This is a genomic window from Streptomyces sp. PA03-1a (assembly GCF_033792805.1).
In the GTDB taxonomy this organism is placed as follows: domain Bacteria; phylum Actinomycetota; class Actinomycetes; order Streptomycetales; family Streptomycetaceae; genus Actinacidiphila.
Genome location: NZ_JARAVO010000186.1, coordinates 1 through 19,970 on the forward strand (window position 1 = coordinate 1; position 19,970 = coordinate 19,970).

The following is a 19,970-nucleotide window of genomic DNA, read 5'->3' on the forward strand; positions in this document are numbered from 1 at the left end:
TCCCCACCCGTCCCGTTCGGCACCGCCCACGGCACCGCCCACGGCACCGCCCACGGCACCGCCCACGGCGCCGTCCACGTCCCCGTCCACGTCCCCGTCCACCTCTCAGCCCGGCACCAGGACCGCCGCACCGTTGACGCGGTCGGCGGCCAGGTCGGACAGCGCCCGGTCCGCGTGGTCCAGGGGATAGGGAGTGGCGGTCACCCGGATCCCGATCCTGGCGGCCAGGGCCAGGAATTCCTGTCCGTCCTGTCGTGTGTTGGAGGTGACGCTGCGCAGACTGCGTTCCTGGAACAGATGGCGCTGGTAGTTCAGTGCCGGGATGTCGCTGAGGTGGATGCCCGCGATCGCCAGCGTGCCGCCCCGGTCCAGGGCCTCCAGGGCGGGCGGCACCAGGTCGCCGACCGGGGCGAAGAGGATGGCGGCGTCCAACGGCTCCGGTGGCCGGTCCGCTGCCGCGCCCGCGGAGGCGGCACCGAGCTCCAGCGCGAGCTCCCGCGCCGGCTCCGAGCGGGTCAGTACGTGCACGGTCGCCCCTTCGGCCAGCGCGACCTGGGCGGCGATGTGCGCGGACGCGCCGAAGCCGTAGATGCCCAGCCGCCCGCCGGCCGGCAGGTCGCTGCGGCGCAGGGCGCGGTAGCCGATGATGCCCGCGCACAGCAGGGGCGCCAGGTGCACGGCGTCACGGCCGTCGGCGTCCTCGGGCAGCGCGTAGGCGTAGTCCTCGGGCACGGTGGTGAAGTCGGCGAAGCCGCCGTCGGCGTCCCAGCCGGTGTAGAGCGAGTACGGGCACAGGTTCTCGCGGCCGGTCAGGCAGTAGGCGCAGTTCCCGCACGTGCCGCGGAGCCAGGCGACGCCCACCCGGTCGCCCTCGGCGAAGCGGCCGGCCCGCTCGCCGGTGCCGATGACCCGCCCCACCACCTCGTGTCCGGGGACGGTCTCCCGGCGGTGCGGCGGCAGGTCCCCCTCGGCCAGGTGCAGGTCGGTGCGGCACACGCCGCACGCCTCCACGCGCAGCAGCAGCTCACGCGGTCCGGGCACCGGCTTGGGGCGTCCGACGCGCACCAGCGGCTCCGTGACCATGGGTCCGGGCCGGTCGACGACCCAACCACTCAGCATGTCTCCAGTCTGCGACCGAAGGCCTCGGCGCTGCAGCACGAAACCGGTCGGGCGGGCACGCAGAAAGCCCCCGTCGCCCGCGACGGGGGCCTTCACCAGGCGAGGGTGCCGTGGGCTCCGCTCAGGCGGCCGAGGTGCTCGCCGAGCTGGTGGAGCCGCTGGAGGAGCCGGTTGAGCCGGCCGAGCCGCTGCTCTTGGAGTCCGAAGAGGACTTCGACTCCGAGCCGCTGCTCTTGGCGGCCGGCGTGCTGCTGGACGACGAGCCGCGGCTGTCGGTCCGGTAGAAGCCGGATCCCTTGAAGACGACGCCGACGGCGGAGAAGACCTTGCGCAGCCGGCCGTTGCAAGCCGGGCACTCGGTCAGCGGGTCGTCGGTGAACTTCTGCACCGCCTCGAGGCCCTCGCCGCAGGCGGTGCACTGGTACTGGTACGTCGGCACTTGCTCCTCCTGGCACTCTGACTCATTGAGTGCTAACGACGGTCAATAGTGCAGCATTCCGCGGCCTCAGTCCACCGTGACCGGCTCTCGGTGACCGATGCCACTGCCGTGGCCGGTTCCTGCGCCGCGTGCCGCGACCACTTCGGACCGCCTCGGCGCGAGCCGATCACGCAGCACGAGCAGCGTGACGAGTGCCAGGCCGGTGCCCACCAGCGGCACGGTGAACCCGGCGCTCGCCCCGAGCCCGTCGGCCAGCCGCCCGGCGGCGGTGGCGGCCGCCGCCTGGCCCAGCGCCACCGCGCCGGTCAGCCAGGTGAAGGCCTCCGTACGGATCCCCGCCGGCACGAGTGCGTCGACCAGGGTGTAGCCGGTGATCAGGGCCGGGGCGATGGTGAGTCCGACCAGCAGCCCGAGCCCGCCCAGCAGCGGCACGGCGTGCGCCGCCCACAGCATCGAGGTGGCCAGGGTCAGTGCCGTGTAGCCGACCACCATGCGCCGCTTGGGTCCGGACTTCCAGGCGACGGCGCCGCACGCGATGCCCGCGAGCATGTTGCCGGCCGCGAACGTCCCGTAGAGCAGACCGTTGATCCCGGGCCGCCCGATCTCCTCGGTGAAGGCCGTCATGGAGACCTGCATGCCGCCGAAGACGGCGCCGATCCCGAGGAAGGCCACGGCCAGCACCCGCACGCCGGGCACGGTCAGCGCCGAGGCCTCCCGCTTCCGGGCCCCGGGGACGGACCGGGACGGTGCGGGCGCGGTCCGCCGCTGCGCGGCGAAGAGCAGTCCGCCGGCCAGCGTCAGCACGGCCTCGGACAGCAGCCCGGCCGCCGGGTGCACCCCGGTGGCCAGCGCCGTGGCCAGCACCGGCCCGATGACGAAGGTGAACTCGTCCGTGACCGACTCGAAGGCCGCCGCCGTCTGCAGCAGCGGCGACCCGGCCGGCAGCGTGGACGCCCAGCGGGCCCGCACCATGGGTCCGACCTGCGGCACCGAGGCGCCGGTGGGCACCGCCACCGCCAGCAGCGCCCACAGCGGCGCGTGCGCCAGCGCCAGCACGGCGAGCAGCGTCCCGGACGCCGCGTGGACGAGCACCCCGGGCAGCAGCACGGCGCCCTGGCCGAAGCGGTCGGAGAACTTGCCGCTCAGCGGGGCGAACAGCGCCATGGCGACGCCGGTGACGGCCGAGACGGCACCGGCGGTGCCGTAGGAGCCGGTGGTGTGCTGCACCAGCAGCACGATGCCGATGGTGAGCATCGCGAAGGGCTGGCGCGCGGCGAACCCGGGCAGCAGGAAGGCCCACGCACCCGGCGTGCGCAGCAGCTGCCCGTATCCCGGGCGCGCCGCGCTACGGGAAGGACGGGAGGAACCCGACGGACGGGAGGATCGGGACGAACGGGACGTACGCGTGACCGTGGATGCCACGGCCGGGCCTTTCCGCCGCCTGGTAGCGCACCCTGGACGCCTGGTCGCGTTCCTGTGCGCCGAGAGCTGTCCTCTCGCGCATGACCGAGGTAGATACCGGGTCTCTCCGGCCGCCGGGCGGTCGCGCCAGCTCTGCGTCAGGCAGAGTTGGTGGTGACTGTCGACAGCCATGTTAACGGCCGGCCCCACCGCCCGATTCCAGCCATCCGGCCAGCTTGCCGCCGCGTCCCACCGCCCGCAGCCGGGCCTCCGCCTTGTCCCGCACCGGGTCGGTGGCGACGACGAGGAGTTCGTCACCATGCCGCAGCACCGTCGTGGGCAGCGGGACGAAGCTCCTGTCCTCGCGGACGACCAGGGTGACCGCCGCGCCCGGGGGCAGGCGCAGTTCGCCGACCTCCACGCCGTGCATGCGCGAGTGCTCCGGGATCCGTACCGACAGCAGGTGTCCGCGCAGCCGCTCCAGGGGCGCCGACTCGATCCCCAGGTCCTCCGCGGCCCCCGGGTCCCCGAGCCGGAGCCTGCGGGCGACCCACGGCAGGGTCGGGCCCTGCACGAGGGTGTAGACGATCACCAGGACGAAGACGATGTTGAAGATGCGCTCGCTCTGCCGGACGCCCGCCACCATCGGGATCGTCGCCAGGACGATGGGCACCGCCCCGCGCAGCCCGGCCCAGGACAGCAGCACCTGGTCGCGGAAGGGCGTGCGGAACGGCAGCAGGCTCGCCGTCACCGACACCGGCCGCGCCACCACCGTCAGGACCAGGCCGACCACCAGCGCAGGCACGATGTCGTCGCCGAGTTCGTGCGGGGTCACCAGCAGGCCCAGCAGCACGAACAGGCCGATCTGCGCCAGCCAGGCCAGCCCCTCCGCGAAGCCCCGGGTGGCCGGGCGGTGCGGGAGCTTGGCGTTGCCCAGCACGACGGAAGCCACGTACACGGCGAGGAAGCCCGAGCCGTGCGCGAGCGCCCCGCCCGCGTAGGCGAGGACGGCGATCGCCAGGACCGCGATCGGGTAGAGGCCGGAGGCGGGCAGCGCGACGTGGCGCATCGCGAACGCGCCGAGCATGCCGACGGCCAGGCCGACCGCGGCGCCGATCGCCAGTTCCAGGGCGATCTCGCCCAGCAGCAGGCCCCAGTTGTGCACGGGCCAGTGCTCGGAGAAGGCGACCACCAAGATGACCACCGGGGCGTCGTTGAAGCCGGACTCCGCCTCGAGCACACCGGTCACCCGGCTCGGCAGCGGCACCCTGCGCAGCACCGAGAAGACGGCCGCCGCGTCGGTGGACGAGACGACCGCGCCGATCAGGAGCGCATGCCGCCAGTCCAACCCGACGAGGTAGTGCCCCGCCGAGGCCGTGATGCCGACGCTGACCGCGATGCCCAAGGTCGCCAGGACCGCCGCCGCCGGGACCGCCGGTTTGATCTCCCGCCACTGGGTGCCTAGACCACCCTCGGCCAGAATCACCACAAGTGCGGCATATCCCAGCACTTGCGTCAATTCGGCGTTGTCGAAGGCGACTCCCAGTCCGTCCTGTCCTATTGCGACCCCAATGCCCAGATAGAGGAGCAGGCTGGGCAGGCCGCTGCGCGAGGAGAGGCGCACGGCAACCACCGCTATGAGCAGCACGAGGGCGCACACCAGCAGGAGTTCATTGAGGCGGTCGACAGTCAGGAGCCGGTCCTTCCAACGAAGTTCATTGCCTTACCTAATATTTTACCTGTGCTTGGCGTTGTGGCGATCTCCATCCACAGGTAAGGACACCGCCTGGGGACCTACGGGCCGGTACGCCTAAGGTGGCCCCTAGCAATCGGTCCACCCTGCCGTTCGAAGGACATCGATGCCCGCCAAGAAGAAGTCCCGCCGCACGCGCCTCATCGTGATCGGGGTCGTGCTCGTGCTCGTGGCGGGCATCGTCTACGGGTCGTACTGGAGCGTCGCGACCGTCCGCGCCTCCCTCCCGCAGACCACCGGAACCCTGCAGCTCAAGGGCCTGACCGGCGCCGTCCAAGTGAAGCGGGACGGCAACGGCATCCCGCAGATCTACGCCGACACCGCCGAGGACCTGTTCCGCGCCCAGGGCTACGTCCAGGCCCAGGACCGCTTCTACGAGATGGACGTGCGCCGGCACCTGACCGCCGGCCGGCTGTCCGAGATGTTCGGCAGCGGCCAGGTCGAGACCGACGCCTTCCTGCGCACGCTCGGCTGGCGCCGGGTGGCGCAGCAGGAGTACGACAAGAAGCTGTCGGCCACCACGAAGGCGTACCTCCAGGCTTACTCCGACGGGGTCAACGCCTACCTGGACGGCCACTCCGGCGCCGACCTGTCGGTCGAGTACGCGGCGCTGAAGTTCAGCAACGACTACGTGCCGCAGAAGTGGACCCCGGTCGACTCGGTCGCCTGGCTCAAGGCCATGGCCTGGGACCTGCGCGGCAACATGCAGGACGAGATCGACCGCTCGCTGCTGTCGAGCCGGCTGAGCCGCAAGCAGATCGAACAGCTCTACCCCGACTACCCGTACGACCGGAACCACCCGATCGTCGAGGGCGGGAAGGTCAACGACCTCACGGACGAGTACGAACCGCGGGGAACCACCACGGAATCGGGCACGAACTCCGGAACCGGTACGGAAACCGGCACCGGCACGGGTACGGGCTCCGGCGACGGCGCTGGCGATGGCACGGGCACGGGGACCGGCACCGACGCCGCCTCCACCTCCGACGCGACGCAGAACGTCCAGTCCCAGCTGGCCTCGCTCTCCGACACCCTCGACCAGATCCCCGCGCTGCTGGGCCCCAACGGCAACGGCATCGGCTCCAACTCCTGGGTGGTCTCCGGCGAACACACCACCACCGGCAAGCCGCTGCTGGCCAACGATCCGCACCTCGCCCCGCAGATGCCCTCGCTCTGGTACCAGATGGGCCTGCACTGCAACAGCGTCGGCAAGGCCTGCCCCTTCGACGTGGCCGGCTACACGTTCTCCGGCATGCCCGGTGTGATCATCGGGCACAACCAGTCGATCGCCTGGGGCATGACCAACCTCGGTGCCGACGTGACCGACCTCTACCTGGAGAAGGTCACCGCCGACACCTACCTCTACGACGGCAAGCAGCAGCCCTTCAAGACCCGCAAGGAGACCATCAAGGTCGCCGGCGGTGACGACCGCACGATCACGGTGCGCAGCACCAGGAACGGCCCGGTCATCTCCGACCGCAGTGCCGAGCTGCGCACCGTCGGCGACCGCGCCCCGGTACCGAACTCCGCGCCCGACCGCGGCGAGGGTTACGCGGTCTCCCTGCGCTGGACGGCGCTGGACGCGTCCAACACCATGGACGCGGTCTTCGAGCTCGACACGGCGACCGACTGGGCCCAGTTCCGGGCCGCCGCCCGCGACTTCGCCGTCCCGTCCCAGAACCTGATCTACGCCGACAACAAGGGCGCCCACGGCCACATCGGCTACCAGGCCCCCGGCCGGATCCCGGTCCGCGCCAGCGGCTACGACGGCACCTACCCGGCCCCCGGCTGGGACCCGCGGTACCAGTGGAAGAAGTGGATCTCCTTCTCCGCGATGCCGTACGAGCGCGACCCGACGCGCGGCTACATCGTCACCGCCAACCAGGCCGTGGTCGACCAGGACGAGTACCCCTACCTGCTCACCCGGGACTGGGGCTACGGCACCCGCAGCCAGCGGATCAACGACCTGGTCCAGTCCAAGATCAAGGACGGCGGCCTGGTCTCCATGGACGACATGCAGGAGATGCAGGGCGACAACAGCAGTGAGATCGCCAAGCTCCTGGTGCCGTACCTGCTCAAGATCGACATCAAGGACGACAAGGACGACTACGTCCGCAACGCCCAGAAGCTGCTGGAGGGCTGGGACTACAACCAGGACTCCGACTCCGCCCCCGCCGCCTACTTCAACGCCGTCTGGCGCAACGTCCTCAAGCTGGCCTTCGGCAACAAGCTGCCCAAGGAGCTGCGCCCCGAGGGCCAGTGCCTGACCGTCCCGGCCGCCGACCGGTCCGGCCCGGTCGACGACCTCGACGGCACGTCCAAGCTGGTGCGCGAGTGCGGCCGGCGCGCCGCGGACCAGGCGCAGCCGGACGGCGGCGACCGCTGGTTCGAGGTCGTGCGCTCGATCCTGGACGACGAGGACAACCCGTGGTGGACGACCTCCCCCACGGCCTTCTACGACAAGGACAGCGGCCGGACCCGCACCACCCGTGACGAGCTGCTCGCCCAGGCCATGAAGGACGCCCGCTACGAGCTGACCGCGAAGCTCGGCAAGAACATCGACACCTGGAGCTGGGGCCGCCTCCACACGCTGGACCTGCGCAACCAGACCCTGGGCACCGGCGGTCCCGCGGTCGTCCGGTGGCTGCTCAACCGCGGCCCGTGGCAGCTCGGCGGCGGTGAGGCCGCGGTCAACGCGACCGGCTGGAACGCGGCCGGCGGCTACGAGGTCGTCTGGGTGCCGTCGATGCGGATGGTGGTCTCGCTCGACGACTTCGACAAGTCCCGGTGGATCAACCTGACCGGAGCCTCGGGCCACGCCTACAGCTCGCACTACACCGACCAGACCACCAAGTGGGCCAAGGGCGAGCTGCTGCCGTGGGTCTTCACCAAGCAGCGGGTCGACGGGGCCACGGAGGACACCCTCGCGCTGACCCCGTAGCCCGCACGGGCGGCGTGCGAGGACCAGCACGGGAGGGGGGCGGGCCGTCGGGCCCGCCCCCCTCGGCCGTCCGCCGCTCCCTCGTCCGCCTCCCTCAGCCGTCCCCGAAGCGCCGTACGCCCTCCGGGGTGACCACCGCGTCGACCGGCCGGTCGTGCGGCTCGTCGGGCACCCGGTCCAGCACCTCGTGCGCGTACAGCAGCACCACCAGAGCGGGCGTCACCCCCGCCGTGTCCAGCCGGGCCAGGACCCGGTCGTACGAGCCCCCGCCGCGGCCCAGGCGCAGCCCCCGGCCGTCGACGGCCAGCCCCGGGAGCAGGACCGCGTCCGCCCCGGTCACCGCGGCCGGGCCGAGCCGGGGGCCGGTGGGCTCGTACAGTCCGCGGGCGGTCCGCACCAGGCCGCCGGAGCCCTCGTACGGGGCCCAGTCCAGGTCGTTGTCCGGCAGCAGGACCGGCAGCAGCACCCGCTCCCCGCGCTCGCGCAGCACGTCGAGCAGCGTGCGGGTGCCGGGCTCGCCGCCCATCGACACATAGGCCGCCACCGTCCGGGCGCCTGACAATTCAGGCAGATCCAGGGCGTGTTGCGCGATCGCCCGCTCGTCCACTGTGCGTTCACGAGCCGTCAACCCGCGTCTCACCTGGAGGAGGTGCTCCCGCAACTCCCTCTTGCTAACGTTTTTGTCACTCATTTGACGCGCAACCGCCGCCTATCCCCATCAAGCAACCGCAACTTCATCTTCACCTCATATACAGCGGTTATCGTTGTCCCATGACGCACGCACGTACCCGGATTAGCAAGGCTGTGATCCCTGCCGCCGGTCTCGGCACCCGGTTCCTGCCCGCCACGAAGGCGACTCCCAAGGAAATGCTGCCGGTGGTGGACAAGCCCGCCATCCAGTACGTCGTGGAGGAGGCCGTCGCCGCGAACCTCTCCGACGTCCTCATGATCACAGGCCGGAACAAGCGTCCGCTCGAGGATCACTTCGACCGCAACTACGAGCTCGAGTCGGCGCTGACCGCCAAGGGCGACGAGGCCCGCCTGGCGAGGGTCCAGGAGTCCAGCGACCTCGCCACCATGCACTACGTCCGCCAGGGCGACCCGCGCGGCCTCGGCCACGCCGTGCTCTGCGCCGAGCCGCACGTCGGCGACCAGCCCTTCGCGGTGCTGCTCGGCGACGACCTGATCGACCCCCGGGACCCGCTGCTCGGCCGCATGATCGAGGTGCAGGAGCAGCACGGCGGCAGCGTCGTCGCGCTGATGGAGGTCGACCCGAGCCAGATCCACCTCTACGGCTCCGCCGCCGTGGCCCCCACCTCCGACGGCGACGTGGTCCGCGTGACCGACCTCGTCGAGAAGCCCGCGCCGGGCGAGGCCCCCTCCGCCTACGCCGTCATCGGGCGCTACGTGCTGGACCCGGCGGTCTTCGCGGTGCTCGGCAAGACCCAGCCGGGCCGCGGCGGTGAGATCCAGCTGACCGACGCGCTGCGCGAACTGGCCCAGCAGGACGGCCCGGACGGCCCCGTGCACGGTGTCATCTTCACCGGCCGGCGCTACGACACCGGAGACCGTGGCGACTACCTGCGTGCGATTGTCCGACTGGCATGCGAACGTGATGACCTGGGCCCGGACTTCCGGTCCTGGCTGCGCACGTATGTCAGCGAGGAGATGCAAGCTTGAGCAGTGGCACGGCCGACCGCGTCTGGTCCGTCTCGGAGCACCTCGACAACATCCTGCGGCAGCTGAAGCCGCTGGAACCCATCGAGCTGCAACTCCTCGACGCACAGGGGTGCGTCCTCGTCGAGGACGTGATGGTGCCGGTCGCGTTGCCGCCCTTCGCGAACAGCTCGATGGACGGCTACGCGGTCCGCACCACCGACACCCAGGGCGCCGACGCATCACATCCGGCCGTGCTCACCGTCATCGGTGACGTGGCGGCCGGCAGCGGCGAACTGCCCACCGTGGGGCCCGGGCAGACCGCCCGGATCATGACCGGCGCCCCGCTGCCCCCCGGTGCCGAGGCAGTCGTCCCCGTCGAGTGGACCGACGGCGGCACCGGCGGTGCTCCGGTCGTCGGCATGCCGGCCGCGAGCCGGAGCCCCGACGCCGTGGGCGGCGAGGTCAGGGTCTACCGGCCCGTGGGGCCGGGCGACCACGTCCGCGCCCGGGGCAGCGACGTCGCCGCGGGTGAGCTGGCGCTCAGCGCCGGCACGGTGCTGGGCCCGCCGCAGATCGCCCTGCTCGCCGCAGTCGGCCGGGCCACCGTACGGGTGCGGCCCCGGCCGCGGGTGGTCGTGGTCTCCACCGGCAGTGAGCTGGTCCCGCCCGGCGAGGAGCTGGGCCCGGGCCGTATCCACGACTCCAACAGCTTCATGCTCACGGCCGCCGCCCGCGAGGCCGGCGCCCAGTCCTACCGGGTGGGCGCGGTCGCGGACGACGCCGAGACCTTCCGGGCCACCGTCGAGGACCAGCTGATCCGGGCGGACCTCGTGGTCACCAGCGGAGGCGTCAGCGTCGGCGCGTACGACGTGGTGAAGGAGGCCCTCGGCGAGGAGATCGAGTTCCGCAAGCTGGCGATGCAGCCCGGCAAGCCGCAGGGCTTCGGCTTCATCGACGTCGGCGCGCGCAGCGAGGCGGAGGGCGGCGGTGAGGACGCGGACGCCGCGCCGCCGGAGCCCGAGCGCACCCCGCTGCTCGCCCTGCCCGGCAACCCGGTCAGCGCCTACGTCTCCTTCGAGCTGTTCGTCCGGCCCGCGATCCGCACCCTCATGGGCGTGGAGCCGGTCTTCCGGACGACCGTGCAGGCCGTCTGCGAGGGCGGACTGACCTCCTCGCCCAAGGGCAGGCGGCAGTTCCTGCGCGGCCGCTACCACCCCTCCACCGGCCGGGTCACCCCCGTGGGCGGGGCCGGATCGCACCTGGTCAAGGCGCTCGCCCACGCGAACGCGCTGATCGTGGTGCCCGAGGACACGACGGAGGTCGCGGCGGGCTCGGAGGTCGAGGTCGTGCTGCTCGACTGAGCGGGTACCGTTACTGCCCACGCGAGCACGCGGCGAGCAGTGGGAGTGCCGTACCGATGACAGAACAGCAGCATCTGACGCACATCGACGAGGCGGGGGCGGCCCGCATGGTCGACGTCTCGGAGAAGGACGTCACCGCCCGTACCGCCCGCGCCACCGGCCGGGTCCTGGTGTCGCCCCGCGTCATCGAGCTGCTGCGCGGCGAGGGGGTGCCCAAGGGCGACGCCCTCGCCACCGCGCGCATCGCCGGGATCATGGGCGCCAAGCGCACCCCCGACCTCATCCCGCTCTGCCACCCGCTGGCGGTCTCCGGGGTGAAGGTCGACCTGGTCGTGGGCGACTCCTCCGTGGACATCACGGCCACCGTGAGGACGACCGACCGCACCGGCGTCGAGATGGAGGCCCTCACAGCGGTGAGCGTCGCCGCGCTCACGGTCGTCGACATGGTCAAGGCCGTCGACAAGGCCGCGGTCATCACGGACGTACGGGTCGAGGAGAAGACCGGCGGCAAGTCCGGGGACTGGAGCCGCAGCCGATGAGGGCGCTCGCGATCACCGCGTCCAACCGCGCGGCCGCCGGGGTCTACGAGGACCGGGGCGGCCCGCTGATCGTCGCCGGGCTGCGGGACATGGGCTTCACGGTCGACGGCCCGCGCGTCGTCCCGGACGGCGAGCCGGTCGGCAGCGCGCTGCGGGAAGCCGTGGCCGGGGGGTACGACGTCGTCGTCACCACCGGCGGCACCGGGATCTCGCCCACCGACCGCACCCCGGAGGTCACCCGCGCCGTCCTGGACTACGAGGTCCCCGGTGTCGCCGAGGCCATCCGGGCCGCGGGCCGCGAGAAGGTGCCCACCGCCGCCCTGTCCCGTGGCGTCTGCGGTGTCGCCGGGCGCACCCTGGTGGTGAACCTCCCGGGGTCGACCGGGGGCGTCAAGGACGGCCTGGCCGTCCTGGCCCCGATCCTCGTCCATGCCGTCGAGCAGATCCACGGCGGCGACCACCCTACGTCTGGGAGACCGAGCTGAACGGGTCCTGGCCGACCGAGCTGGCGGACGGGGACGTCCTCCTCCGCCCGATAAGGATGCGCGACCAGCGGGCCTGGCGCGAGGTGAACCGGCGCAACCGCGAATGGCTACGCCCATGGGAGGCCACCGTCCCCCCGGCGCCCCCCGGCCACCTCACCCAGCGGCCCACCTACCGGCAGATGGTCCGCCATCTGCGCCACGAGGCCGCCGCGGGCCGGATGATGCCGTTCGTCATCGACTACCAGGGACGGCTCGCCGGACAGCTCACCGTCGCCGGCATCACCTGGGGCTCCATGTGCAGCGCCCACGTCGGCTACTGGGTCGACGAGGCCGTGGCCGGCCGCGGGGTCATGCCCACCGCGGTCGCGCTCGCCGCCGACCACTGCTTCCGCGCGGTGGGACTGCACCGCATCGAGGTCTGCATCCGGCCGGAGAACATGCCGAGCCGGCGGGTGGTGGAGAAACTCGGCTTCCGCGAGGAAGGCCTGCGCCCCCGCTATCTCCATATCGACGGAGCCTGGCGTGACCATCTGGTCTTCGCGTTGACGGCGGAGGAGGTGCCGGAGGGAATGCTCCACCGCTGGCACCAGGCCCGACCTGGCACGGCTCACAAATAAAATATCTGTTCGAAAATAGCCGCGGATCCGACTCCGACTTGAACGCAATCAGAAAAAAATTTCGGAGTATCAGCCAGATCGTGCGACACACCGCGCCAAATTGCGTATGCCCTGTCGCGAACCCCCCTACCGTGTGATGCGTGAGCAGCAGCGGCCTCATCTACGCAGTCATCGTCGGGGCCTGGGCTGCCTACTTGGTGCCGATGTGGCTCCGTAGGCAGGACGAGCTCAACGAAGCGCGCCCGACGGAACGCTTCAGCACCGCCATCCGGCTGTTGTCCGGACGTGCGGCACTGGAGCGCAGGTACGCCAAGACGGAGGACCCGGAATCGGAGGCCGAGGCGGAGCCCGCGGTCGACGTCCGGGCCCTTGCCGTGCCCGCGACGGAAGTGAAGCCGACGTCCCGGCAGAGCGGGCAGGCGGGCGCGTCGGGGAAGAAGGCGAAGCAGGGCGGTCAGGCGAAGTCCGGGACGTCGAAGAAGCCCAATCCGCGGGCCAAGGTGCTCGCCGCCCGTCGCCGCACCATCACGCTGCTCTTCCTGGGCTTCACCGCGGGCATGATCGTCGCCGCCGTCGGCGGCGTCGCCTTCCTCTGGGCCCCGGCCGCGCCCGCCGTGCTGCTCACGTTCTACATCGCCTACCTGCGCGCCCAGGAACGCCGCCGGTTCGTGGTCAAGCTCGACCAGCGCCGCGCCGCCGACGCCGCCAAGCGGCTGCGTGAGGCCCGTACGACCCGCGAGCCCGCCCCTCTCGACGCGCACGACGTGGTGGAGCCCGCACCGCCCGCCGAGGAGCCCGCGACGGCCGACCGGCGCGCCCTCGTGGAGCAGACCGACCACGCCGAGTGGGTCGACCAGCAGCGCGTCCCCACCGAGGACACCTGGGAAGTCCCGGCCCCGCGGCCGACCTTCTCCACCGCCCCGGTCACCCCGCGCCGCTCCCGCGACCGCTCCCGCACCCCCCTGTTCGACCAGCACGCCGACCGCGACCGCCCCCGCGCCGCCAACGAGTGACCTCCCCGCGCCGGGGGGCGCGGAGCACCCCCGCCGGGATGCTAGAGTTTTCCTCGTTGCAAGGGCCTGTGGCGCAGTCCGGTAGCGCACCTCGTTCGCATCGAGGGGGTCAGGGGTTCGAATCCCCTCAGGTCCACAGCAGCTCAAAGCCCCTGTCGGAGAGATCCGGCAGGGGCTTTGTCGTGCCGCACAGCAGCGAAGTACAGCAACTACGGTTGATCTTGCGTGTCGAGGTGCTTGCCGAGCCTGCGCAGGGCCTTGCGTGTCGCCTCGGACGGGACATGCGTGTAGATCTCCATCGTTACCGCGATCTTGCTGTGCCGGAGGATCTGCATCGCGATCCGGGGGTGCACATCCCGCAGCGCACCGTCGTCCGGTTGATCCACACGTTCCTTGCCTGGCGAATCATCGGCACTGTGGTCTGAGGTTTCAAGGAGGGGGGTGCGCGGTGGGGGAGCCCGGTGGCCTGATCGATCTCATGGGCGTATTTTTCGTGTTTCTGGGCACATGCGGTGTGCTCATTCAGTTGCACAGCTTTTGGGTCTACCGACGCCTGTGGAAACTGGAGCGGCATGGGGTCGAGGGTGCGGCGACCATCGTCCGTACGGAGCCCGCGCGGGGCCTGCTCCGGTTCTTCTTCGAAATCAAGCTGCCTGAGGGTGAGTCCGGTGGCGAGTTCTCCGAAGTGCTCTTGGAGCCGATCGGTTCGCCGGGCGACGTGGTTCCGGCCATCTACGATCCCAGCAAGCCACAGCGTACAAAGACCGGAACGCGCGGGGACATCGAGTACAAGGGCGAACGCCTTGCCGTATACCTCCTGGGCGGCGGCGGGACGCTCTTCATCGCCGGGTCCGTGATGATCCTTCTAGTGCGCGGCTGGTGAGACCCAGGTGGTCGGCTGTACGGCCCGAGGACGGCGCCGAGCCGGGCTGAGTGTCTAAATGGGAACCCGTTGCCCTACGCGCCAGTTGGGGGGGCGGGTCAGTTCTTCCAGGAGGAAGACGAAGGACTCGTACGGGCGGCCGGTGGCGTGGCGCAGTCCCATCTCGCAGGTGCGGTTGGCCGACAGGTAGGCATCCGCGGGGGTCTTGTCCAGGACGGCTTTCTCGTCCCGCGTCGCGGACAGGACCAGCTCCGGGTGGAGGAGCCCTCGGTCGCCGGCCGTGCCGCAACAGGTGGTGCCGACCGGTACGAGGACCTCGGCAGCGAGTTGTCCTGCGATGGCTTGCAGGGTCTTGCTCAGCCCCAGATGTGCCGTTGAGCAGGTGGGGTGCACCGCCACGCGGTCCACCCGCCTGGTGATGGTCAAGTGCGGGAGCAGGCTGGCGCACCAGGCGATCGAGTCGAGGAGCGTGATGTGTTCCAGCCGGGCGCGGTGTTCGTCGTCGAGGTGGTTCTTGACGTCGTCGAGCAGGCCGTTGGTGCATGACGCGGCGTCGATGACCACGGGCAGGGTGCCCTGCCCACTCCAGGACCACAGGGCGTCGCACGTGGTCGCGGCCATCCATTCGTGCCCGCTCGTGTAGCCCTTGCTGCTCCATGGCGTGGAGCAGCACTTGCCCGCCACGTCGTCGGGGATCCACAGTGGCTTGGCGGCTCGCGCCGAAACCTCGACCAATGCCTGCTGCAGGGAAGGATGCCGTGGCATCCCCGGGTCGCGGCCGAAGATGCGGTTGACACAGGCGGGGAAGTAGACGGCCGCCGCACCGTCGCGGGAGGTCCGTGGCGGCTTGCTCACCGCGCTGCGGGGCATCGGTCCTGGTACCGCCGGCATGAGGTCGTTGCTGATGGCGAGCCGTGCGCCGGCCGTCAGTCCGGTGAGTGCCTTCGGGCCGACGGTTCGTTGGACGATGTCGGTGGCGCCCATGGCGGTGCGGGCGAGTTTCTCCACGGTCGCCCATCGCCTGGCGATCTCCAGCGCGACCTTCTCGCGCTGGTCCGTTGCCTCGGCCCGCCGGAATCCCTTGATCAGCGCACCGGTGTTGATGTGGACCGGGCACGGGATGGCGCAGGTGCCGTCGACGGCGCAGGTCTCGATGCCGTCGTACTCGTATTCCGCCTGCAACTGGGCCAGCAGCGGCGATCCTTCCGGCTGCCGTGCCATCTCCCGGCGCAGCACGATGCGCTGCCGGGGGGTCGTCGTGACGTTGCGGCTCGGACAGACGGCCTCGCAGTACCCGCACTCGATGCAATGGGTCGCGACGTCCTCGATGTCAGGCGTCGACTTGAAGGATTTCAGGTGGATGTCGTCGTCGCGGGTGAGGATGACGTCGGGGGCGAGAACGCCGTGCGGGTCGGCGAGCTCCTTGATCCGCCACATGATCTCGGTGGCCTTGTCGCCCCACTCGTGGCGGACGAAAGGCGCCATGTTGATCCCGGTGCCGTGCTCGGCCTTGAGCGACCCGTCGTACTTGTCGACGACGAGTGCCACGAGGTCGGACATGAACGCGGCGTACCTGTCGCGGTCGGCGGAATCGGCCAGTTTGGGCGTCAGGGTGAAGTGCAGATTGCCGTACGCGGCGTGACCGGCGACGCCCGGCAGGAAGCCGTGCTCGGCCAGGAGGGCATGCAGGTCACCGGCACCTTCGGCGATCCTGGCGGGCGGGAAGCAGACGTCCTCGTTGACCACGGCGGTGCCCGGCGGGCGTAGTTCGCCGACGATGCCGAGCAGGCCCTCGCGTATGCGCCAGTCCAGTTCGATGAGCTCCTGGTCCCGGGTGAAGTCCAGCGGGTGCAGCAGGTTCGCGTCCCCGACCAGCTCCGCGACACGGGCTTCGACCTCGTCGAGGCCGGCCGGGTCCTCGGCGGCGAACTCGACGAGAAGTGCCGCTGCGCCCGGATCGAGGGTCTTCCAGTAGTCGGGTGTGTTGGGGAACGCCTGGGCGGCGGCGGTGAGGGCGGGTGCGACCATCAGCTCGACGGCTTCGGCGCCGAGACCGACCAAGCCGGGGACGAGGGCGACCGCTTCGTCGACCGACGGGAGCACGATCCAGGTGACCGTGGTCGCCGTGGGGGCCGGAAGGGTGTCGATCACCGCCTCGGCGATGAAGGCGAGTGTGCCTTCGGAACCGATGAGCAGGCGCCGGAACATCTCGAGCGGGGTGTCGGTATCGAGCAGTGCCGCAAGGGTGTATCCGGTGGTGTTGCGGATGGTGAACTTGTGGCGCACGCGCGCGGTGAGCTCGCTGTCGGCGAGCAGGTGCTCCCGCAACTCGGCAAGGCCGGCTGCCAGCTCCGGTTCCGCGGTGGCGAATCGTTCCTCGGCGTCGGCTGCGGCGGTGTCGATGACGGTTCCCGATGGCAGTACGAAGGTCATTGACGCCACGGTGTGGTACGCGTTGCGCTCCAGGGTGCAACGCATCCCGCCCGCGTTGTTGGCGAGGACTCCGCCGATGGTGGCGACGTCGGAGGAGGCCGGATCCGGTCCCAGGCGTCGACCGTGCCGGCGGAGCACCGCCGCGGCGTGGCCGAGGATCGTGCCGGGCCGCACTCGCAAGCGCGCGCCGTCGTTCTCGACGGCCATCCCGTTCCAGTGCCGGCGCACGTCGATGAGGATGTCGTCGGACTGGGCTTGGCCGTTGAGGCTGGTCCCGCCGGCACGGAACGTTGCGTGCCGCCCGCTCCGGCGGCAGTAGGCCAGCAACTTCTGGACGTCGCGAACGTCGCGTGGCAGGACGACGACCTGGGGCAGGTAGCGATAGGGGCTGGCGTCGGAGGCGTACCGGACGAGGTCCGAGATGCGGTGCAGCACCTGGTCCCCGCCCAGCAGGGCGATGAGGTCGCTCTTGAGTTCGTGAGGTGTCCCGCCTGCGTGTGCGGTGTCGATGGCATCCGCCTCCGGCAGACGGGAGGGGCGACCGATGGCGGGGACGCTGGGGCTGAGCAGCTTCTTCACGTTGCCGGCCTCTCCGCCAACGCACCGGTCGTCGGTGCACACGGCTTCCCGCGGAACGGTGATGGTCGGCCATGTCCATGGTCTCTGGAACGTGCCCTGCGAACCCGAAAGACCATGAGCGGGTCGACCGAACTCGGTGCCCGCACGTCTCACCCTGGGCGCCCGGAGGAAACCCCAGACCCTGGTGATCGCGCCCCTGGTCACACAGTGAAAAGGCGTAGCCAACTGCTGAGGATTCTACCGGGGACATGCGGCGCGTGCCCGGTGACCGTTGCGTGGCTCGCGCTCGCGGTTCCTCCGTGAGGGGCGGCGGTTCGGCGGCCGCGTTGGCGTGCATGGGCCCGGCTTTCGGACGCCGATGCATCGAGCGCCCTTTCGCCTGAGGCCTGGTCTTCCGGCTCGTCCTCGCCTTGCGGGACCCGGGCGGTGGATTGAAGCTGAAATTGAGGTGTGGCTACGGACCGCATGGCGCAGTGCTGACGGCTGCTGGGGCTCGGCCACAGCGGCCCGTACAGGGAGCGGATTCGCATGAGGCTGTCGCCGACAGCAGATCGCGGCAAATCTGCCGCCGGTCGACCCGGCCTTCCCGGAGCCCCGTCTGCCCACCCATGGGGCCACGGTCAAGCTGACGGGCCACATCACCGAGCGAACGGCGTGTCCAGTTCTTCGTTCCGTCACACGCCCTGCCACCCGCCATGCGCGGCCCGGAGCTTTCAGGAGACGTCATGACGCCCGGCCCCATCTCCGCGCAGATCACCGACTACGCCAATCGGGCCGATCCGTACCCGCTCTACGCGGAACTGCGCAAGCAACCGGTCAGGCGGGAGGACGACGGCACCTATCTGGTCAGCACCTATGACGAGGTGCGGGGCCTGGCCAACGATCCGCGGCTGAGCAATGACACGAGCAACCGTTCACCTGGCTTCGCCCGCATCGGGCAACCGGTGGAGTCCGGCCTGCCGCCCAGCTTCATCTTCACCGACCCGCCCTTGCACGACCGGCTGCGCAGCACGATCAACCGGCCGTTCGGCCCGCCGCACAGCCCCAGATTCCTCGACGGCCTGCGCGGAGAACTGGCCAAGGTCGTCACGGAGCTGCTCGATGCCTTCGCCGGCAAGGGTCAGGTCGACATTGTCGAGGACTTCGCCTACCCCCTTCCCGTCACCGCCATCTGCAAGGTCCTCGGCGTGCCGCGCGAGGACGAACCACGCTTCCACGTCTGGGCGGACGCCCTGGCGTCGTCACTCGATCCCCGCTCCGGCGACGACGGCGGCGCGGACAGGGCACAGCGGGCACGCCAGGACATCGGCGCCTATCTGACCGATCTGATCGAGAGCAAACGCCGCCACCCCGGCCCCGGAATGCTCAGCGCGCTCGCCCCCGAGATGACACCGGCAGACCTGGAGGCCACCGCGGTGCTGCTCTTGGTCGCCGGCCACGAGACCACCGTCAACGCGATCACCAACACAACCCTCACCCTGCTGCGCCACCCCGACGTCCTCGATCGGCTCCAGAGGGAGCCGAACCTGGCCGTCCCGCTCGTCGAGGAGGTGCTGCGGTACGAGCCTCCGGTCCAGTTCGTCCCGTGGACCACCGCCCTGGCCGACATCGACGTCGCCGGCACCACGATCCCCAAGGGCTCGCCGGTCTGGCTCATGCTGGCTGCGGCCAATCGCGATCCCCGGCGCTTCGAGGACCCCGATCGGTTCGACCCCGACCGCAAGGACAACGAGCACTTGGGCTTCTACACCGGCATCCACTACTGCTTCGGCGCCCCTCTCGCCCGCATGGAACTCCATGCGGCCGTGCCCGAACTCTTCCGCCGGGTCCAGTTCTCCCGGCTGGTCGAGGACCCGCCGCCGTACCGCGCCAACGCGGTGCTGCGCGGCCCGCGCCGTCTTCCCGTGGCCATTGAGGGCTTGACAGCTTGAGCACCGCCGACGCAGGGCCGACACCCGCGGTTCGATGGGCAGTGGCTGGTGAACCTGTGCCGACAGGACGTCCCGTGCCGCGTCGAGGGTCTTCGGTGCAGAACCGGCCCACCGCACTGGCCACCGAACCGGAAGTGACGACCAACTCACGAGTGCAACGATACGTATCGTTTCGCTATTCGGTAGGCGCCTGCTAAGGTCGTCATCGGCGAAACGATACGTATCGTTTCAACTGGTTCTCTCGTGAAGGAGTGCGCGTCATGAAGGGCTACACCGTCCCCCTCTCGCCCCGCGGCATCGCGAACCTGGCGCCGGCCCCGCCGTGGCACTACGCCGGCACCGTCGTCGCCGTCGAGTTCTTCACCGACCCCGACACGGCCGCGACGACCCTGCCCGAGGGGCTGACCCCCGACCCGGACTCCGCCGGCCGCGGCGTCGCGATGTTCATCGACTGGCAGTACTCCTCCACCCACCTGGAGTACCTCGACCCCGCGCGCTCCCAGTACCGCGAGTTCTTCATCACCCTGGACGCCCACCACGACGGCACCCCCGTCTCCTGGTGCCCCTACATCTACGTCGACAACGACTCCGCCATGGCCCGCGGCTGGGTTCAGGGCTTCCCCAAGAAGCTCGGCGCCGTCCACCAGACCCGCGCCTACTCCGTCGGCGGCCCCGGCACCCCCGTCCTCGGCCCCGGCGGACAATTCGCCGCCACCGCCTCCTCCGCCGGACAGCGCATCGCCGAAGCCACCATCACCCTCCGGCAGCCCGTCCCCGACCCCACCGCGCTCCTGTTGCTTATAAATATCTCCGAGCC

17 protein-coding genes and 1 tRNA gene are annotated in these 19,970 nt (G+C 70.7%); 11 read left to right on the forward strand and 7 right to left on the reverse strand.

What is annotated here, in order from left to right:
- Positions 1–105: 105 nt before the first annotated feature.
- The 4 genes from PV341_RS32535 to PV341_RS32550 all read right to left on the reverse strand — a co-directional run bounded on the left by PV341_RS32535 (position 106) and on the right by PV341_RS32550 (position 4,652).
- Positions 106–1,119: a zinc-dependent alcohol dehydrogenase family protein gene (locus PV341_RS32535; protein WP_500328917.1), complete on the reverse strand. Its 1,014-nt coding sequence runs from the start codon at positions 1,117–1,119 to the stop codon at positions 106–108.
- A gap of 121 nt (positions 1,120–1,240) precedes the next feature.
- On the reverse strand, positions 1,241–1,558 hold the full coding sequence (locus tag PV341_RS32540; RefSeq protein WP_500328918.1) for an FmdB family zinc ribbon protein: 318 nt from the start codon (positions 1,556–1,558) through the stop codon (positions 1,241–1,243).
- 66 nt (positions 1,559–1,624) lie between these two features.
- Entirely contained in the window at positions 1,625–2,878 is a 1,254-nt protein-coding gene (locus tag PV341_RS32545; RefSeq protein ID WP_500329010.1) for an MFS transporter, read from the reverse strand.
- Positions 2,879–3,152: 274 nt separating this feature from the next.
- Positions 3,153–4,652, reverse strand: coding sequence for a potassium/proton antiporter (locus tag PV341_RS32550; RefSeq protein WP_500329011.1), 1,500 nt, complete (start codon positions 4,650–4,652; stop codon positions 3,153–3,155).
- A 166-nt stretch (positions 4,653–4,818) separates the two neighbouring features.
- On the opposite strand from PV341_RS32550, the gene PV341_RS32555 reads away from it, so the two are divergent.
- Positions 4,819–7,653 carry a penicillin acylase family protein gene (locus PV341_RS32555; protein ID WP_500328919.1) on the forward strand — a complete coding sequence of 945 codons (2,835 nt, stop codon included), beginning with the start codon at positions 4,819–4,821 and terminating at the stop codon, positions 7,651–7,653.
- Positions 7,654–7,747: 94 nt separating this feature from the next.
- On the opposite strand, the gene PV341_RS32560 is transcribed toward PV341_RS32555, so the two are convergent.
- The gene (locus tag PV341_RS32560) at positions 7,748–8,344 is read right to left on the reverse strand and encodes a 5-formyltetrahydrofolate cyclo-ligase (RefSeq protein WP_500328920.1); all 597 of its coding nucleotides are present in this window, start codon (positions 8,342–8,344) and stop codon (positions 7,748–7,750) included.
- A gap of 80 nt (positions 8,345–8,424) precedes the next feature.
- On the opposite strand from PV341_RS32560, the gene PV341_RS32565 reads away from it, so the two are divergent.
- From PV341_RS32565 to PV341_RS32595, 7 genes are all read left to right on the forward strand, one after another.
- Positions 8,425–9,333 (forward strand): UTP--glucose-1-phosphate uridylyltransferase, encoded by a 909-nt coding sequence (locus PV341_RS32565; protein ID WP_500328921.1) that lies wholly within the window; start codon positions 8,425–8,427, stop codon positions 9,331–9,333.
- On the forward strand, positions 9,330–10,673 hold the full coding sequence (locus PV341_RS32570) for a molybdopterin molybdotransferase MoeA (protein ID WP_500328922.1): 1,344 nt from the start codon (positions 9,330–9,332) through the stop codon (positions 10,671–10,673). The genes PV341_RS32565 and PV341_RS32570 overlap by 4 nt, the downstream gene beginning before the upstream one ends.
- A gap of 56 nt (positions 10,674–10,729) precedes the next feature.
- A complete protein-coding gene (gene moaC / locus PV341_RS32575; protein WP_500328923.1) occupies positions 10,730–11,212 on the forward strand; it encodes a cyclic pyranopterin monophosphate synthase MoaC in 483 nt (160 codons plus the stop codon).
- Complete coding sequence (locus PV341_RS32580; protein WP_499512326.1) at positions 11,209–11,697, forward strand: MogA/MoaB family molybdenum cofactor biosynthesis protein; 489 nt, start codon at positions 11,209–11,211, stop codon at positions 11,695–11,697. The genes moaC and PV341_RS32580 overlap by 4 nt, the downstream gene beginning before the upstream one ends.
- Positions 11,694–12,314 carry a GNAT family N-acetyltransferase gene (locus tag PV341_RS32585; RefSeq protein ID WP_500329012.1) on the forward strand — a complete coding sequence of 207 codons (621 nt, stop codon included), beginning with the start codon at positions 11,694–11,696 and terminating at the stop codon, positions 12,312–12,314. Before PV341_RS32580 ends, PV341_RS32585 begins: the two co-directional genes overlap by 4 nt.
- Positions 12,315–12,454: 140 nt before the next feature.
- Positions 12,455–13,327, forward strand: coding sequence for a divisome protein SepX/GlpR (gene sepX / locus PV341_RS32590; RefSeq protein ID WP_500359718.1), 873 nt, complete (start codon positions 12,455–12,457; stop codon positions 13,325–13,327).
- 62 nt (positions 13,328–13,389) lie between these two features.
- Positions 13,390–13,463: transfer RNA gene (locus tag PV341_RS32595), tRNA-Ala, on the forward strand.
- A 73-nt stretch (positions 13,464–13,536) separates the two neighbouring features.
- Here the strand turns inward: PV341_RS32595 and PV341_RS32600 are convergent.
- Entirely contained in the window at positions 13,537–13,713 is a 177-nt protein-coding gene (locus PV341_RS32600) for a tyrosine-type recombinase/integrase (protein ID WP_500328925.1), read from the reverse strand.
- A 62-nt stretch (positions 13,714–13,775) separates the two neighbouring features.
- Between PV341_RS32600 and PV341_RS32605 the strand changes: the two genes are divergently transcribed.
- Positions 13,776–14,210, forward strand: a complete 435-nt coding sequence (locus PV341_RS32605) for a DUF3592 domain-containing protein (protein ID WP_500359719.1) — start codon at positions 13,776–13,778, stop codon at positions 14,208–14,210.
- A gap of 54 nt (positions 14,211–14,264) precedes the next feature.
- Here the strand turns inward: PV341_RS32605 and PV341_RS32610 are convergent, their stop codons facing one another.
- Positions 14,265–17,222, reverse strand: coding sequence for an FAD-binding and (Fe-S)-binding domain-containing protein (locus PV341_RS32610; RefSeq protein WP_500359720.1), 2,958 nt, complete (start codon positions 17,220–17,222; stop codon positions 14,265–14,267).
- Positions 17,223–17,947: 725 nt separating this feature from the next.
- Here PV341_RS32610 and PV341_RS32615 point away from each other — a divergent pair.
- Together PV341_RS32615 and PV341_RS32620 are read left to right on the forward strand one after the other, a co-directional pair.
- Positions 17,948–19,153 carry a cytochrome P450 gene (locus PV341_RS32615; protein WP_500359722.1) on the forward strand — a complete coding sequence of 402 codons (1,206 nt, stop codon included), beginning with the start codon at positions 17,948–17,950 and terminating at the stop codon, positions 19,151–19,153.
- 260 nt (positions 19,154–19,413) lie between these two features.
- On the forward strand, positions 19,414–19,970 hold a 557-nt coding region (locus PV341_RS32620), incomplete at its 3' end, for an acetoacetate decarboxylase family protein (protein ID WP_500359723.1).

What these genes read in the sequence shown, in the direction of transcription:
- PV341_RS32560 (WP_500328920.1), bottom strand. Translation starts at nt 8,344, where the DNA reads ATGAGTGACAAAAACGTTAGCAAGAGGGAGTTGCGGGAGCACCTCCTC.
- PV341_RS32535 (WP_500328917.1), bottom strand. Translation starts at nt 1,119, where the DNA reads ATGCTGAGTGGTTGGGTCGTCGACCGGCCCGGACCCATGGTCACGGAG.
- PV341_RS32565 (WP_500328921.1), top strand. Translation starts at nt 8,425, where the DNA reads ATGACGCACGCACGTACCCGGATTAGCAAGGCTGTGATCCCTGCCGCC.
- PV341_RS32580 (WP_499512326.1), top strand. Translation starts at nt 11,209, where the DNA reads ATGAGGGCGCTCGCGATCACCGCGTCCAACCGCGCGGCCGCCGGGGTC.
- PV341_RS32555 (WP_500328919.1), top strand. Translation starts at nt 4,819, where the DNA reads ATGCCCGCCAAGAAGAAGTCCCGCCGCACGCGCCTCATCGTGATCGGG.
- PV341_RS32615 (WP_500359722.1), top strand. Translation starts at nt 17,948, where the DNA reads ATGACGCCCGGCCCCATCTCCGCGCAGATCACCGACTACGCCAATCGG.
- moaC (WP_500328923.1), top strand. Translation starts at nt 10,730, where the DNA reads ATGACAGAACAGCAGCATCTGACGCACATCGACGAGGCGGGGGCGGCC.